Origin of the sequence: Gilliamella sp. B3367 (assembly GCF_026536825.1) — a bacterium.
GTDB classification, from domain to species: domain Bacteria; phylum Pseudomonadota; class Gammaproteobacteria; order Enterobacterales; family Orbaceae; genus Gilliamella; species Gilliamella apicola_E.
In genome coordinates this window covers 1-15,891 of record NZ_JAFNNJ010000004.1, presented here as the reverse complement: position 1 = coordinate 15,891, position 15,891 = coordinate 1, and the positions used below count along the sequence as shown (strand labels likewise).

12 protein-coding genes, 1 pseudogene and 1 riboswitch are annotated in these 15,891 nt (G+C 37.1%); of the genes and pseudogenes, 5 read left to right on the top strand and 8 right to left on the bottom strand.

The genetic code is table 11. The annotated features are described in order from the left end of the window. Positions 1-137: 137 nt before the first annotated feature. Positions 138-860: pseudogene (bamD, locus tag J3U23_RS07440) on the bottom strand (outer membrane protein assembly factor BamD); the annotation flags it as partial. A 92-nt stretch (positions 861-952) separates the two neighbouring features. Between bamD and rluD the strand changes: the two are divergent. Then, a complete protein-coding gene (rluD, locus tag J3U23_RS07435) occupies positions 953-1,927 on the top strand; it encodes a 23S rRNA pseudouridine(1911/1915/1917) synthase RluD (protein WP_267337387.1) in 975 nt (324 codons plus the stop codon). A 9-nt stretch (positions 1,928-1,936) separates the two neighbouring features. Continuing rightward, entirely contained in the window at positions 1,937-2,686 is a 750-nt protein-coding gene (gene pgeF / locus J3U23_RS07430) for a peptidoglycan editing factor PgeF (protein WP_416380515.1), read from the top strand. 33 nt (positions 2,687-2,719) lie between these two features. On the opposite strand, the gene J3U23_RS07425 is transcribed toward pgeF, so the two are convergent. Beyond that, positions 2,720-3,334, bottom strand: coding sequence for a 7-carboxy-7-deazaguanine synthase QueE (locus J3U23_RS07425; RefSeq protein ID WP_267338917.1), 615 nt, complete (start codon positions 3,332-3,334; stop codon positions 2,720-2,722). Continuing rightward, positions 3,331-3,759: a 6-carboxytetrahydropterin synthase QueD gene (gene queD, locus J3U23_RS07420; protein ID WP_267338916.1), complete on the bottom strand. Its 429-nt coding sequence runs from the start codon at positions 3,757-3,759 to the stop codon at positions 3,331-3,333. Before queD ends, J3U23_RS07425 begins: the two co-directional genes overlap by 4 nt. 2 nt (positions 3,760-3,761) lie before the next feature. Beyond that, a riboswitch (PreQ1 riboswitch) is annotated at positions 3,762-3,807 on the bottom strand. Positions 3,808-4,076: 269 nt separating this feature from the next. On the opposite strand from queD, the gene clpB reads away from it, so the two are divergent. Together clpB and J3U23_RS07410 are read left to right on the top strand one after the other, a co-directional pair. Then, a complete protein-coding gene (gene clpB, locus J3U23_RS07415; protein ID WP_065562591.1) occupies positions 4,077-6,647 on the top strand; it encodes an ATP-dependent chaperone ClpB in 2,571 nt (856 codons plus the stop codon). Positions 6,648-7,114: 467 nt separating this feature from the next. Then, on the top strand, positions 7,115-7,912 hold the full coding sequence (locus tag J3U23_RS07410) for a Cof-type HAD-IIB family hydrolase (RefSeq protein WP_267338915.1): 798 nt from the start codon (positions 7,115-7,117) through the stop codon (positions 7,910-7,912). A 116-nt stretch (positions 7,913-8,028) separates the two neighbouring features. Here the strand turns inward: J3U23_RS07410 and J3U23_RS07405 are convergent, their stop codons facing one another. From J3U23_RS07405 to J3U23_RS07385, 5 genes are read right to left on the bottom strand one after another with little or no spacing between them, the layout of a single operon-like run. Further along, positions 8,029-9,381, bottom strand: a complete 1,353-nt coding sequence (locus J3U23_RS07405) for an FAD-binding oxidoreductase (protein ID WP_267338913.1) — start codon at positions 9,379-9,381, stop codon at positions 8,029-8,031. A gap of 13 nt (positions 9,382-9,394) precedes the next feature. Next, positions 9,395-10,066 (bottom strand): methionine ABC transporter permease, encoded by a 672-nt coding sequence (locus J3U23_RS07400; protein WP_416380512.1) that lies wholly within the window; start codon positions 10,064-10,066, stop codon positions 9,395-9,397. Beyond that, complete coding sequence (locus J3U23_RS07395; protein ID WP_220225878.1) at positions 10,066-11,079, bottom strand: methionine ABC transporter ATP-binding protein; 1,014 nt, start codon at positions 11,077-11,079, stop codon at positions 10,066-10,068. The genes J3U23_RS07400 and J3U23_RS07395 overlap by 1 nt, the downstream gene beginning before the upstream one ends. A 2-nt stretch (positions 11,080-11,081) precedes the next feature. Beyond that, complete coding sequence (locus tag J3U23_RS07390; RefSeq protein ID WP_267338912.1) at positions 11,082-11,894, bottom strand: MetQ/NlpA family ABC transporter substrate-binding protein; 813 nt, start codon at positions 11,892-11,894, stop codon at positions 11,082-11,084. Then, positions 11,879-13,054, bottom strand: a complete 1,176-nt coding sequence (locus J3U23_RS07385; protein ID WP_267338910.1) for a pyridoxal phosphate-dependent aminotransferase — start codon at positions 13,052-13,054, stop codon at positions 11,879-11,881. Before J3U23_RS07385 ends, J3U23_RS07390 begins: the two co-directional genes overlap by 16 nt. Positions 13,055-14,166: 1,112 nt before the next feature. On the opposite strand from J3U23_RS07385, the gene J3U23_RS07380 reads away from it, so the two are divergent. Further along, the gene (locus J3U23_RS07380) at positions 14,167-15,372 is read left to right on the top strand and encodes a hypothetical protein (RefSeq protein WP_267338909.1); all 1,206 of its coding nucleotides are present in this window, start codon (positions 14,167-14,169) and stop codon (positions 15,370-15,372) included. Positions 15,373-15,891: the final 519 nt, after the last annotated feature.

The following is a 15,891-nucleotide window of genomic DNA, read 5'->3' as shown; positions in this document are numbered from 1 at the left end:
ATTAATGATAAAAAAATGGCTATTTAAATGTTTAAATAGCCATTATTTTTTAGAACTGAACTAAATTAACCACCATTAAATACACTTAAGAAGCGAGAAAAGTAAGACTTTTTCTCTTCAACTGGCATATTTTCAAGATTAGCTTGTATAAGTTTATCGACTTTTTGGCTTTCGTCAGTCAAACCTAATTCATTATAAGCATTACTTAATAACGATAATGCTGTTTTTGTTGAATCAGTATCTGGAAATAACGCTAACATTTGAATGACTCGATTTACCACGGCAACATAAGCGCCACGGTTAGTATAATATTGAGCCACTTTTAACTCATAGCGAGCGATACGGTTCTTTAAATATACTAAACGTTTTTTTGCATCAGCGGCATAACTGCTCGTTGGAAAACTAGAAACCAAATAAGTAAAATCTTTAAATGCTGCCATCGCAAATTCAGGATCACGATCTGAACGATCAACATTAAACCAACCCTGAATAGTATTATCATTTTGCGCCATATTGTTAATACCGCGCATATAAATCACCCAATCGATATTCGGATGGGTTGGATTTAATTTTAAAAAGCGGTCAATTGACGCAATGGCCATAGGATAATCCGCATTTTTATAATAAGCATAAATCAAATCGAGTTGGACTTGTTGTGAATAAGGTCCAAAAGGATAATTTTTATCAATCGTTTCTAAGACAGTAATACTCGATTTTAAATTCCCACCTTCAAGCTCAGTTTTGGCTTTATTGTGTAACTCAATTTCTGATACATTTTCGACATCAGGCTTTGTACTCGTACAACCAATTAGCGCGCTACTTAAAGCGATGGCTAACAAAGTATTTAAACGAAGTTTCATTCAGTTTTAATCCAAAATATAATTAAACATTAAAGGCAATGATTAGTATATAATACTCTAAATCATAACAGCTTAAAATAGATAAATTACACATGCACAAGTTAAAACTTTCATCAGAAATAGAACCAACACAACTTGGAATGCGTCTGGATCAAGCTTTATCGGAGCTTTTCCCTGATTACTCAAGATCTAGAATTAAAGAATGGATCGTCAATAATCACGTGTTAGTTAATAATAATATTGTAAATAAACCCAAAGAAAAAGTTCTCGGTGGAGAAAAAATTACTATAGACGTTGAAATCGAAGAAGAAACATATCACCAACCTGAAAATATCGAACTCAATATTGTTTATGAAGATGATGATATCTTGGTTATCAACAAACCTCGAGATCTTGTTGTTCACCCCGGCGCAGGTAACCCAAATGGTACAGTGCTAAACGCATTGCTTTATCACTATCCTGATATTTCAAGAGTACCAAGAGCGGGTATCGTTCATCGCTTAGATAAAGACACAACTGGGCTAATGGTCGTTGCTAAAACCATCGAGGCACAAACCCATCTAGTTGAATCGCTACAACATCGTGAAATCACACGTGAATATGAAGCGGTAGCGATGGGAATCATTACAGCAGGTGGCACAATCGATCAACCGATCACTCGCCATCCTACTAAGCGAACGCATATGGCCGTATTCCCGACAGGAAAGCCAGCGGTAACCCATTATCGAGTCATGGAAAAATATCGACTTCATACTCGACTACGGCTAAGGCTAGAAACTGGCCGAACTCACCAAATTCGCGTGCATATGGCTCATATCGCTCACCCCCTAGTGGGTGACCCACTATATGGTGGACGACCAAGACCACCAAAAGGCGCGAGTGAATCCTTTATCCAAACGCTACGCGAATTTGATCGTCAAGCTTTACATGCAACAATGCTACGTTTATATCATCCAATTACAGGTGAACTAATGGAATGGCATGCGCCAATACCGGATGATATGTTAACATTAATTCATGCGTTACAAGAAGATACAGAACTTCATAAAGATGAACTTGATTGGTAAATAAAAATGATTAAATCAATATATCCTTATTGGCCTGCACCGAGTAATGTTCGTGCTTTCACCTCCACTCGCATTGGAGGGGTAAGCCTTCCCCCTTTTGACAGCTTAAATTTAGGCAGTCGAACAGGGGATGACTTAAATAATATCGTAGAAAATAGAAATCGCTTAATACAAGCGGAAAAAGTGCCAAGTGAACCTTACTGGTTAAATCAAACACATAGTACAACTGTCCTAGATATCACAAAAGTAAAACCTGCAATTAATACGACACGATTTGAAGCTGATGGCTCCTACACTAAGCAAGCTAATCAAGTCAGTGTAGTTTTAACTGCTGATTGTATGCCGGTACTATTTTGCTCAGTTAACGGCGATCAAGTAGCTGCTGCTCATGCGGGTTGGCGAGGACTATGCCATGGTATTTTAGAAGAAACCGCAAAAAAATTTCAATGCAACACCAATGAAATTCTCGTCTGGCTAGGACCAGCAATCAGTGCACAAAAATTTGAAGTAGGTATTGAAGTTAAAGAACAATTTGAAGAGTATGACAAAAATGCTCACCATGCATTCAAATTTATCGAAGGCAAAAAATATCTGGCCGACCTTTACATGATAGCTAAACAGCGATTAAACGCGATCGGAATTACTCAAATTTATGGTGGTAATTATTGCACGTATACTGAGCGCGATCTGTTTTACTCCTATCGAAGAGAAAACAAAACGGGAAGAATGGCGACAATGATATGGTTTGAAGAAAAGTGATAAACCACTAGTTTAATGGCAGTTAATAAAAAACTACTCAATATTAGCAAACTTATGAGTCTGCAAACTTAACAGCCATTTGTTATCGATACGATTATGGTTAATCTGACCTAACAACTCAATGGTATCAAACATATTCATCTCACCATTTATCTCGCAAGGAGACAAATAGTAACGCTTAGCTTCAATATGCTGCTCAATGAAGTGACAAAAATCGATAAAGCCCGCTTGTTTTTCAGCGACGATTCGAACTTCATTGGCAGTTGATTGCAGAATGTTTTGGTAACGGCTTTGATAACAAAATTTAGGACTCAGTGCAACATAATCAATTAATGGATCAACCTTACCCAGCCCATTACTCTCAATAGCAATATAATAACCAGCCTGCTTCAAATGGGACAACAATATAGGTAAATCTCTAACCATAGTAGGCTCACCGCCAGTGATAATAATATTAGAACTCTTATATTGCCCGACCATCGCCAGTAATTGCTCTAACGAAAAGCGCTTAAAATGACGAAAATTAGTATCGCACCAACTACAATTCAAATTACAACCAGCAAAACGAATAAAAATAGCAGGCATACCCGTATTATAACCTTCGCCCTGTAAAGATTCGAAGATTTCAACAATGCGATACTCAATCATTTTTCGCTCCGATGATACTCACAATAAGAAGAGGGGGTCTCCCAAAGCTTAATCATCGACACCGGCAAAAACTGAGACAAACGTTCGAAAATAAATTTACTCATTCCTTCCGCTGTAGTACGGCAAGGAAAAGCAAAAACTTTACGCTCCATTTGTTCTAAAAGCATAGCTATTTGGCGTTCATTAGCATTATCTTGATGATAAAGATAAGCATGATCCAATTGATCAACAATCTGCTGTTTTACAATCAACTTAAGATCAGCATAATCCATTACCATATCAGCGCTGGATCCACTGGAAATAAGATCATCGCTGATCTCGACTAACAAACGGTAGGTATGACCATGAAGGTTATGACATTTTCCATTATGCCCATCAAGCATATGACAAGCATCGAATTGAAACTCTTTAGCAATTTTAAACATATAATTTCCTAGTTTTTTTACGTGGGATGGATCACGAACCACGGTTGGCTAACTTAAAAGCGAGGCTAATATAAAGGATAAAAACCCATGTGTCACCCAAATTTTCTCAACCTTATTGATTAATCGATGATTTTTCAAGCTACTTTATCTTTCGCAAAGAAACGAGTAATATATATACAGCTTTGTTTCAAAAAATCGTCAAAAATATTGTTAATCAGCTCTTGAAATTTATTCTTCCACACTTATTTAGTGAATATGCAAATGGATTGAATGTTTTAAACATTTAAACCAAATCTATTGCTTAGGAGATAAATAATATGAGGTTAGATAAACTCACAAACAAGTTTCAACAAGCTTTAGCTGATGCTCAATCAATGGCATTAGGTAAAGACAATCAATACATAGAGCCTATACATGTGCTATCAGCCATGTTAAACCAAGAAGGAAGCAGTATAAATCCATTACTCGCTGCTTCAGGCGCGAATGTTGCGACATTACAACAAGAACTAAATCAAGCAATCGAACGCTTACCACAAGTTCAAGGTATCGGTGGTGAAGTTATACCATCACAAGAATTTATTAAAATCTTAAATTTATGCGATAAATTATCCCAAAAAAATGGCGATAGCTACATCTCGTCTGAACTATTTATATTAGCGGCATTAGATGAAAAAGGAAGCCTAGCAGATATCTTAAAAAAAGCAGGCGTTACTAAAGAAAAATTTAGCCAAGCTGTTAACCAAGTGAGAGGAAGTGATAACGTGAACGATCCTAATGCTGAAGATCAACGTGGTGCATTAAAAAAATACACCATTGACCTAACTGAACGCGCAGAACAAGGAAAACTTGACCCAGTAATCGGTCGTGATGAAGAAATTCGTCGCACAATACAAGTATTACAACGTAGAACTAAAAACAACCCAGTACTCATTGGTGAACCAGGTGTTGGTAAAACCGCTATTGTTGAAGGACTTGCACAACGAATTGTTAACCGAGAAGTACCAGAAGGATTACGTAACAAACGCGTATTATCATTAGATATGGGGGCATTAATTGCTGGTGCTAAATATCGTGGTGAATTTGAAGAACGCTTAAAAGCGGTATTAAAAGATATTGCCAAAGCGGAAGGCAGCATAATTTTATTTATTGATGAAATTCACACTATGGTTGGTGCAGGTAAAAGTGACGGGGCGATGGACGCTGGAAACATGTTAAAACCAGCATTAGCTCGAGGTGAACTACACTGCGTAGGAGCAACTACACTTGATGAATATCGTCAATACATAGAAAAAGATCCAGCATTAGAACGTCGATTCCAAAAAGTCTATGTAGCAGAACCAACAGTTGAAGACACGATCGCAATCTTACGTGGCTTAAAAGAGCGCTATGAACTGCATCACCACGTACAAATTACTGATCCAGCCATTGTCGCTGCTGCAACTTTATCGCATCGTTACATCTCTGATCGAATGTTACCCGATAAAGCGATCGACTTAATCGACGAAGCAGCATCAAGCATCCGTATGCAAATGGATTCAAAACCAGAATCATTGGATCGACTTGAAAGACGTATTATCCAACTCAAACTTGAACAACAAGCGCTCAAGAAAGAGTCTGATGATGCAAGTAAAAAACGACTAGAGATGTTAAACGATGAACTTGCTGAAAAAGAAAAGGATTATGCATCACTTGAAGAAGAGTGGAAGTCAGAGAAGGCTGCACTTTCGGGCACTCAAAATATCAAGGCGGAGCTGGAAAAAGCGCGTACCGAGATAGAACAAGCTCGCCGAATGGGTGACTTGAACAAAATGTCCGAATTACAATATGGCAAAATTCCAGAGTTAGAAAAGAAACTGGCTTCTGCAACGCAATTAGAAGGCAAAACCATGAAGTTATTGCGTAACAAAGTCACCGATAACGAAATTGCCGAAGTACTATCTAAAGCAACGGGTATTCCTGTATCAAGAATGCTTGAAAGCGAAAAAGATAAACTACTTCACATGGAAGAAGCCTTACACAAACGTGTAATCGGTCAAGATGAAGCGGTTGTTGCTGTTGCTAATGCGATTCGTCGCAGTCGAGCAGGACTATCTGACCCTAACAAACCAATTGGATCCTTCCTATTTTTAGGACCAACAGGGGTAGGTAAAACTGAACTTTGTAAAGCCTTAGCTAACTTCATGTTTGACAGTGAAGATGCAATGGTTCGAATTGACATGTCCGAATTCATGGAAAAACATTCCGTGGCTCGATTAATTGGTGCGCCTCCTGGATATGTTGGTTATGAAGAAGGTGGCTATTTAACTGAAGCAGTAAGACGTCGACCTTACTCCGTCATCCTACTTGATGAAGTTGAAAAAGCACACCCAGATGTATTTAATATTTTATTACAAGTGCTTGATGATGGCCGATTAACTGATGGACAAGGCAGAACTGTGGATTTTAGAAACACAGTCATTATCATGACATCTAACTTAGGTTCAGACCTAATTCAAGGTCACGTCGAACTAAGTTATGACGAAATGAAAGCTTTAGTTATGACAGTGGTAACCCAACATTTCAGACCGGAATTTATTAACCGAATTGATGAAACAGTGGTATTCCACCCACTAGGTCAAGAAAACATTAAAGCAATTGCAAAAATACAACTCGCTCATGTTGAAAAACGCCTAGAAGAACGTGGATATGAAATGGATATCTCTGATAGTGCACTAGAACAACTTGCCAAAGTTGGCTTCGACCCAATTTATGGTGCAAGACCATTGAAACGTGCAATACAGCAAGAGATTGAAAACCCACTAGCTCAACAAATTTTATCGGGTAAATTAGTGCCTGGTAAAAAGATTCATCTAGACGTAGATGATGGAAATATTGTTGCAAAACAATAAGGTTACTTACTTATTGCGTCGAATAGGCAACAATATAAATAAGCCAAAAAGCCTGAAAAGAAATTTTCAGGCTTTTTTATCACAAAAATTGCCGCCATGTCCATCTCAATTAAATAAAAAAAAGTTGAGGAGCGGGGTTTTTGAGGTGTTAATTGCAGGAATAATTAGAAAATAAAAGTCCTGAAAGCTTCTTGTCAGACTTTTTTGTAGAAAATCTTAAAACTTAAAATTGACAGTTCAACTAATTAGAAAAAATTCTTATCTTAAATTTATAACCTAAATTTATCACCTAAATAACCGCCTTATTGACTATAAAAATTGGTAATATTTTGGGTTTAATCCTTTCAATTAATAAAAAAGATGGAATTAAATGTTCATCTCTATTTCGGCTTTATCATATTGTTTCTCTATAGAGAATTTGGCAAAATGAATAAAGAGCCAGTTAATTCATTCTAAAGGACGCAAATATGATCAAGTTAATCATCACTGATTTAGATGGAACATTCTTAAATAGCCAAGGCGACTATGACCGAACATTATTCACTCAAGTCTATGACCTTATGGCAAAACAAAACGTCCAATTTGTTGCATGTACTGGAAAACAGTGTGAACGAGTAGAAGAACTCTTTGCCGATTATCTCGATAAAATTTGGATAGTAGGCGATAGTGCCACCACAATCAAACATAAAGGTGAATTTATCTATCGCTCTTTTATCGAAAATCAACTTGGTCAACGTATCATCAAAACCCTTGAACAAGCCAGTCAAGAGCATGTCATCATTGCATGTACTGCAAAAGGTGCAGTAATCAAATCTAATTTGCCTACACATCTAAAACAAAAAGTCCGAGGATCGTATGCAACAATCATCGAAGTGGATGATTTTAAAACTGTCGCTGACGACTTTATCAAAATTACCGTGTATGACGAAAAAGAACAATGCCCACAAACACGCAAGCATTTAAGACCGTATGATAATGACGTCTACATCGTCGTATCAGAAGCTGCTTGGATAGATATCACAGAACACAACGTCCACAAAGGCAACACTATCAAAAAACTACAACAGATCCTAAATATCACCTATCAGGAAACAATGGCATTTGGTGATGGGCTCAACGACATAGAACTGCTCGAACAAGCCAATTACAGCTTCGCAATGCGTAATGCTTTCGACGAAACTAAAGCAGTAGCTAAATTTATTACTGGTTCAAATAATGAAAGTGCTGTAATGACAACAATACAACTTATGTTAGCGCTTCAATAAAAAAATTGAGGAGCGGGGTTTTTAAGACTTCAAAAACCCCGCTCCTCAACTTTATTTATTCTTAATTTGCCATTGATTTATCTCATCTAAAAGCAATCATTAAAATACTACTCAGATTAAATCATAGTCATATAAACCTGATTATTGAGTAAATTCTTCGGATCAAACTGTTGCTTGATAGCGTGCATAAGTTGGCGATTGGCTTTGGGAATAGCATCATTATAATAGCTCACTTTCGCTGTACCAATGCCATGTTCTGCCGAAGGTAATCCACCAAGTTCAAGGCATTTTTGATAAAGAGCTTGATGAACTTGCTGTAGATCGGTATCCCACTGTTTATCATCACGATCATCACGCAAAATGCATAGATGAATATTTCCATCACCAGCGTGACCAAAGGCTAACATGCGTACCTTGGTTTTTGCTTCAAGCTGTTTGGTGAAGTGAATAAAATCGGCAATACGATTTATTGGAACCACAATATCAATCGGATCTTGTTCGGTCACTGCCTCAACCGCTCGCACCAATGAACCGCGAATCGTCCAAATTTGACTAGCCTGATTGCTATCTTCAGCAACAAAATAGTCACAGTCACCTAAATTCGCTAATAATTGCTTTCGTTGCTGTTCGATGGATTGTTGATCTGATCCATCAAGCATAATAATCAAATAAGCTTGGCTATGAGGTAGTGGGAATTGAAATCCTGAATACTTTTCGCCCCATTGTGCAACTTTACGTTCCACAAACTCTAGCGCGGTTGGCGTTAGGGTATGTAAAATGTTTGTGATACTGGCAATAGCCTGCTCAATAGTATTAAAACCAACAACAAATGTTTGAGATACTTTCGGCTTGGCGATCAGTTTTAACGTACATTGGGTAATGATGCCTAAAGTACCTTCACTGCCAATAAACAGATGCTTTAAAGCAAGCCCAGTATTGTCCTTAACATTTTTGCTGCCAATATTTAACACACTCCCATCTGCCATCACCACCTCAAGTGCTTGCACATAGTCACGAGTTACACCGTATTTTACCGCACGCATCCCTCCTGCATTAGTACTGATATTTCCGCCAATAGTGGAGGTTTTAGCACCCGGATCAGGTGGATAAAAAAGATCATACTGCTCAACAAACTGTTGTAAATCCTGCAATAAAATGCCGGGCTGTACCGTAATAGTGAAAGTTTCCTTATCTAACTCAACAATCTTATTCATCAATGATAAATCAAGAATAATGCCACCATTAGGAATGGTTGAACCCACTAAATTCGTCCCAGCACCGCGAGTGGTAATATTCAGATTATTGGCATTGGCAAATTTAACCACATCCGCTACTTCTTCGGTCGTTTTAGGATAAACTAATATATCAGCCTGCCCATATTTAAGCTTTAAACCATCGGTCAAGTAGGATTGTGGGATGGCATCTGCCAAAACAATGCGTTTTGAATCTTTAATGATAAGATTGTTCATACTAAATTACCCACTATTTATAACTTCTATCAAAGTGATTGGCTAACTCGTCACCGAGGTATTGAATCACCATCACAATAAAAATAAGAATAACAATACACAAAATAAGCACCTCGGTTACATAGCGTTGATAACCATAACTGATCGCCAAATCACCAATACCACCGCCACCAACAACCCCAGCCATTGAGCTAAAGCTGATAAGTGAAATTGTGGTAACTGTTGCGTGTCGTATTAATTGCGCCATTGCCTCAGGAAACAATATCCCAAAAATAATACGCATATGTGATGCACCACTTGCTACCGCAGCTTCGATCACGCCTTTATCAATTTGGCTAAAAGCGTTTTCGGCTAACCGTGCATAAAATGCAATAGCGGCAAGTGAAAGCGGTAAAATTACCGCTTTAGGACCCACTGCGGTATCAACCAACAGCGCGCCTAAAGGTAACACCGTAACCATTAGGATTAAAAATGGAATTGAACGGGTTGCATTGACGATAAAATTCGCAATACTGTTAATGATTCTATTTTTAAAGAAGAATTGATTTGACATTAAAAACAGCAATAATCCGATTAATGTGCCGAAGATCAAACCAGCTAATAATGACCAACTTACCATAATGAATGTCTCGTAAGCGGCTTTCCATAACATTTGCGCTATTTCGTTAATGGTGAGTTTAATCATTAGTTTATTTCCTCAATAATGACTTCTTGATCGGCCAATTTGGTGATTAAATTTTGGATATTAGTCGATTCACCAATCAGCTCGATCACCAAATTACCTAAAGCTTGATTGTCGAAATATTCAATAAACCCATGCAAAATATTAAATGACACACCCGTTTCAATCGCTGATTGATACAGAATTGGCTGGGTAGTGTTTTCATTAATGTAGCGCAAACGGACCAATTTTCCTTTTACATTTTGCTTTATAATATCTGGCAAATGGGTATTTTCATCGATATTAAGAAATTCTTGTGTGAATGGCTGTTTAGGGCAAGCAAAAAGGTTGAATGTGGTATTCATTTCGACAATTTCACCTTGTGACATTACTGCAACTCGGTGGCAGATTTTTTTAACCACATCAATTTCATGGGTGATTAAAACAATAGTTAAACCAAATTTTTGATTAAGCTGTTTTAACAAATCAAGAATCGCGCTGGTAGTAGTTGGATCTAAAGCACTGGTGGCTTCATCACACAACAAAATTTTGGCATCATTAGCCAGCGCTCTGGCAATACCGACTCGTTGCTTTTGCCCACCACTGAGTTCAGCAGGGTAGGCATTCGCTTTATCACTTAACCCAACTAAAGCAAGCAATTCGTTGACTCTATTTTTAACCGCATCGCCTTTTTTACCAGCGGCTTTAAGCACAAAGGCAATATTTTCATAAACGGTTTTTGATGATGCTAAATTAAAGTTCTGAAAAATCATCCCAACATGAAAACGAAACGCTTGCAATTCACGCCCACGTAAGGTTTGTATATCAACACCATTAATAATAACTTGCCCGGACGAAGGTTCAGCAAGCCGATTAAGCGTTCTTACTAAAGTACTTTTTCCCGCACCGCTCGAACCAATGATCCCGAAGATCTCGCCTTGATTGACATCAAACGAGACCTTTTTAACCGCTTCAACAACTTGATCTTTGGCTTTAAATCTTACAGAAACATCTTTTACTTGAATTAAAGTCTGCATAATTAAAATAACTGATAATCAGGTTTTTGGAAGGTATAGAAAATACCGTTTTTATCATTAATGACTTGAGCAAACTCAGGTGATTTAAGCACGTCGATAATGTCTTTACCTAATGTATCTTTTGATTCAGTGCGAATCGCAATAACATTTTTATGATCTTTATCTAACACTTCATGATAAAGCGCCTTAGAAAGATCTAAACCCGCACCAATTGCATAATTACCATTAACCACTGATAACGCAACATTGTCAAGCGAACGTGGAGTTTGTGGTGCTTCAATTGGCACAATCTCTAAACCATAACGGTTTTCGATAATGTTTTTAGGGGTTAAATTGTTTTTATCCACATTTGGATCAAGCTTAATCAACCCAGCTGCTTCTAAAATGCGTAACGCGCGAGCTTCGTTAGTCACATCACTTGAAATAGTCACTTGATCGCCTTGTTTTAATTGCGAAAAGTCAGTAATTTTATTTGAATAAATTCCTGCGCCAGCTGTTGGTACAAAACCAATCGCCATAATATCTAAATTACGCGCTTGCTTAAAATTATTAAGATAAGTTAAATGTTGAAATAAATTAACATCAATATCTCTATTTGCTAATGCTAAGTTTGGTTGAACATAATCGCTAAATTCACGAATTTCGATATGGTAACCTTTCTTTTCTAATCCAGGCGCAATAGCTTGATTAAACATGTCACCATAAGGACCAGCTGCAACACCAACAGTAATTTGATTCTCTTTTTTAGCATTATCACAGCCAGTTAATACTGAAGTTAAAATGACTAAACTTGCCACAATTAATTTTTTAAACATAATAATTTTTCCTTAAGTTTGGATAATCTTTCTAAAGCTGCAATCAGCGTTGGTTCTTGTTTAGCAAAATGGAAACGAATATAACGATATTCAGGATGTTTAAAAAAGGCCGACCCCGGTACAGCCGCTACGCCGACTTCTTTAATTAACCATTCGCAAAATTCAAAATCGGTCTTAAATGGATTAAACGCCGAAATATCTACTAAAACATAATACGCACCTTGAGGCTCATAATAAGCAAGGCCCAACTCATCTAATCCGTTCAAAAATAAACGGCGCTTAGCAGTGTAAGTTTCGGTCAATTGTTGATAATAATCATCCCCTAAAGCTAATCCAGCACAAGCTGCTTTTTGTAGTGGAGCAGCAGCACCAACGGTAAGAAAATCATGGATCATCTTACAACCATCTATAATCCTTTTATCAGCAATAATATAACCAAGGCGCCAACCGGTTATCGAATAGGTTTTCGACAACGAGCTACAACAAATAGTCCGCTCTTTCATATTTGGAAAACTTGCCAAATAAAGATGTTTATGCGGAGCATAAACCATATGCTCATACACTTCATCGGTAATAATGTAGGCATCAAACTCAATCGCCAATTGACTTATATAATCAAGCTCATCCTTAGTAAATACCTTGCCACAAGGATTGCTAGGATTACATAAAATCAGCGCCTTAGCGCCTTGCTCAAACGCTTCACGAAGTTGCTGTTTATCAAATTCAAATGTCGGCGGGATCAAAGGTACATAAATTGGGGTGGCATCAGAAAGAATGGCGTCCGCTCCGTAATTCTCATAAAACGGCGAAAAGATAATAACTTTATCTTTTGGATTACAAACCGTCATTACCGCACACATCATCGCCTCGGTACTACCACAAGTTACCAACACGTTTTCCTCTGGGTTGATATCAATTTGCATTAACTTTTGTTGCTTTTTAGCTAACAGACGCCGAAACTCAGCCGAACCCCAAGTGATCTCATATTGATGAGGACCACAATCGGCAGCTTGTTTTAACGCATCGATTAAAGGTTTCGGCGGATCAAAATCTGGAAACCCCTGTGACAAATTGATAGCTTGATATTGATTAGCGATCCGAGTCATCCGACGGATAACCGAATCGGAAAAGTGATCGAGTCGATTGGCTAGTTTATGCATTGTTTTTTATATATTAAAATTATGAAGTCGGAGATTATAATATAAAATCTTTCTATGACGGTTAAATAATATATTTATATATAGTTATACTTTTTTCTTATAACGGAGTCGAAAATAGCGACTAGATTTTAAAAAAGTTGAGGAGCGGGGTTTTTTAATCCCCAAAAAATATTATTTTTATAACCCTTTTTTTAACCAAAAAATAAAATAATTAAAAATCATAATATTAAAAAGGTATTAAAAAAAAGGGTTTTTAAAACTCCAAATGCCCTTTGCCTTTTTGCAAACAACGATTATAGTATGTCTTGTTCTAGGTTTATGCCGTGTAGGCAGTTTAGAAAATTTTCTACGCCTATTTTTTTTAAATCTTTTGGGTTTATGCCGTGTAGGCAGTTAATAAAATATAATTTTCGAATCAATCAACTCAAGTCAGTTTATTCAATGCAGATAATATCCCGTTTCTTAAAAAGTTGAGGAGCGGGGTTTTTGGGGTTTTAAATCCGCCCTAAATAAAACTTTTATAGGGTTAAAAATGAGGGTTTTTAGTGAGTGATAAATTTGATATTGATCAAATAGCAAATAGTTTATCTAATGATTATCTTTAGATCTTTCCTGATCCTCTTTACAAAGATTAACGATCTTAAACGCAAAAAATATTGCGTTATATTTTTCGGGTCACTATACTTTGAGATCATTTTAGCTGAGTAGCTAAAACATCAGCAATAAACATAAAATTGCAAATAAATCATAAATTTAATTGACAAGGTAGTCTAAATGCATTATAATTTTCAACAGGCAACAGGCAACAGGCAACTTGGCCAACCTATAATTTAAATTCGCCTAATTTAAACTCTCAACCTCTTTTTTTTCACTCCAGTTTATTAATCGACGAAAATGTAAGATCGCGTAGTCGATCGTTGCGTCTACCGTTACTTCGATCGCCATTTGGATCAATCCGATCCTCTCTCGGATCTAAATTATTCCGACTGATCTTTTTATCGTTAAGCTTATTGTTAATACCTTTTTATTCCAGCTATGCATTAACCTCTAAAACGTCAAATCTGATTCACGGAAATGCTCCGTATTTAACGTTTGATGGTGGTTATACAAGAGTGACAAACACTGACGGTCTGCTTGGTATTACATTATCTAACGGTACACAATATACGCCTTCAACCAATCCTTCATCTTCTTCAGCACCAATCGTCTTGCCCGTTGCAGGTCAGAGTTTTGCTGATATAGGTATGTTGGTTCCTACTGATACTAATTCAGTCGCTTTAAGTTCTCTTATCGGTCCGCCTTATAATTATTGGGGAGATGATGATGGTGATGGAGATATCAGTGCGACCGGCTCTTTAAATTTATCTATCGTCGATAAAAATGGGCAATCAGTATCACGTAATGCAGTACCAAAAATCTGTAATGCACCTTATCAAGTAAAATTAACTAATACAGATGGTATATTAAGCACACGTTATGGTCTTCCAAGTCATAGTAGCTTTAGTGCAAGTAATGTGACCTATTATATCAATCCTAATCCATCGCCAACGGTTTGTTTTGCAAGACCTAACCTATTGTATGGTAAGAACAAGGAGAATAATTGGCCACTAGATTTTAGCGGTCCTTCTTCGATTTGGGACCCTGCTAATGGTTTTCTTCCTCAATCATCTTACGGTTTAAACTTTCCGACTACTGGTGCTCATGGTTTGTACTTCGATTTAGTCATTTCGGATAGTAATCAGGTATTGTCTTGGTCTCCTGTTTCTCAGGGGGGGATAACCGCTACTATGAGCAATTCCACAAGTACAGGTGTTCGAGTTACATTAACAGGTCCTTTCGCCACTGAGTCCCAACAAGATTCTGGCTTTCCAGGTCCAATACCTAAGCCACCTTTACCTCTGACCTTTGAATTAGTCGGTCGCGATAGTCAAGGTAATGCAATTGTTAAATATGGTTTTACGCTAAAGCAGTGGTTCGTTAACCGTGGTACTGGCTATGAGGACTTTTATCCTGATCTTGCCTTTTGGTGTAATAATTTAGGTTATCGCGTATCACGCGTAAGTGATTTAACTAATTCAAATCATCGTATGGGCGCAATCCCTTCGTCATCTGGCAATCATTATCAGCGTCGCATTGGTTCAGGTTTTTTCACGGAGTGGGGCAAAATGGACGATTACTCAGGAGCTGACTTCATAAGTGCTTACTATTGGACTAGTGATCTGGATGCTAATCGCAATTTTATTGTGTTCGCACTCAACGGTTATGTGAATTCGTACCAAAATGACGCAAATAACGGCGGACTTTGTACTTATCCTTAGTTCTTATTTCTTCATCCTTAATCTTTAGGTCGGGGGTTGGAGTGATAAAAATAGTATTAAGTGATTAAAATAAGCGACGACTGAATTACCCGCCTCGGCGGGTTTATTTTTGAGGTATTTTATCGCAAAAAAAGTTGAGGAACGGGGTTTTTGATGTTCTCAATTTCACTTAAAAAATTATTAAAATATCAAAATCACTAAATTTCTAATCCAAAGCCTTAAAATAAAATTTTCGAGGATCAATTGCTCTAATTTTAAAGATTTGTAATTGCAATATATTTAATTAAAACAAAAGTTAATCAGTTATAACTTAGATCCTTTTTAGATCCTATTTACAAAAGTTAACACAAATGAGCGAAAAAAAGTGTTGCATCGTGTTTTTCCAATCACTATACTTTTTACACGGTTTTAGCTCAGAGGCTAAAATTTGATAAAAAAGTATAAAATTTTAAATTAATCAAAAAATTACTTGACAAGGTAGTCTAAAATGCATTATAATTTTCAACAGGCAACAGGCAA

Coding starts and splice junctions, on each gene's coding strand:
- rluD (WP_267337387.1), top strand. CDS start 953: ATGCACAAGTTAAAACTTTCATCAGAAATAGAACCAACACAACTTGGA.
- J3U23_RS07425 (WP_267338917.1), bottom strand. CDS start 3,334: ATGATTGAGTATCGCATTGTTGAAATCTTCGAATCTTTACAGGGCGAA.
- queD (WP_267338916.1), bottom strand. CDS start 3,759: ATGTTTAAAATTGCTAAAGAGTTTCAATTCGATGCTTGTCATATGCTT.
- clpB (WP_065562591.1), top strand. CDS start 4,077: ATGAGGTTAGATAAACTCACAAACAAGTTTCAACAAGCTTTAGCTGAT.
- J3U23_RS07410 (WP_267338915.1), top strand. CDS start 7,115: ATGATCAAGTTAATCATCACTGATTTAGATGGAACATTCTTAAATAGC.
- J3U23_RS07405 (WP_267338913.1), bottom strand. CDS start 9,381: ATGAACAATCTTATCATTAAAGATTCAAAACGCATTGTTTTGGCAGAT.
- J3U23_RS07400 (WP_416380512.1), bottom strand. CDS start 10,066: ATGATTAAACTCACCATTAACGAAATAGCGCAAATGTTATGGAAAGCC.
- J3U23_RS07395 (WP_220225878.1), bottom strand. CDS start 11,079: ATGCAGACTTTAATTCAAGTAAAAGATGTTTCTGTAAGATTTAAAGCC.
- J3U23_RS07390 (WP_267338912.1), bottom strand. CDS start 11,894: ATGTTTAAAAAATTAATTGTGGCAAGTTTAGTCATTTTAACTTCAGTA.
- J3U23_RS07385 (WP_267338910.1), bottom strand. CDS start 13,054: ATGCATAAACTAGCCAATCGACTCGATCACTTTTCCGATTCGGTTATC.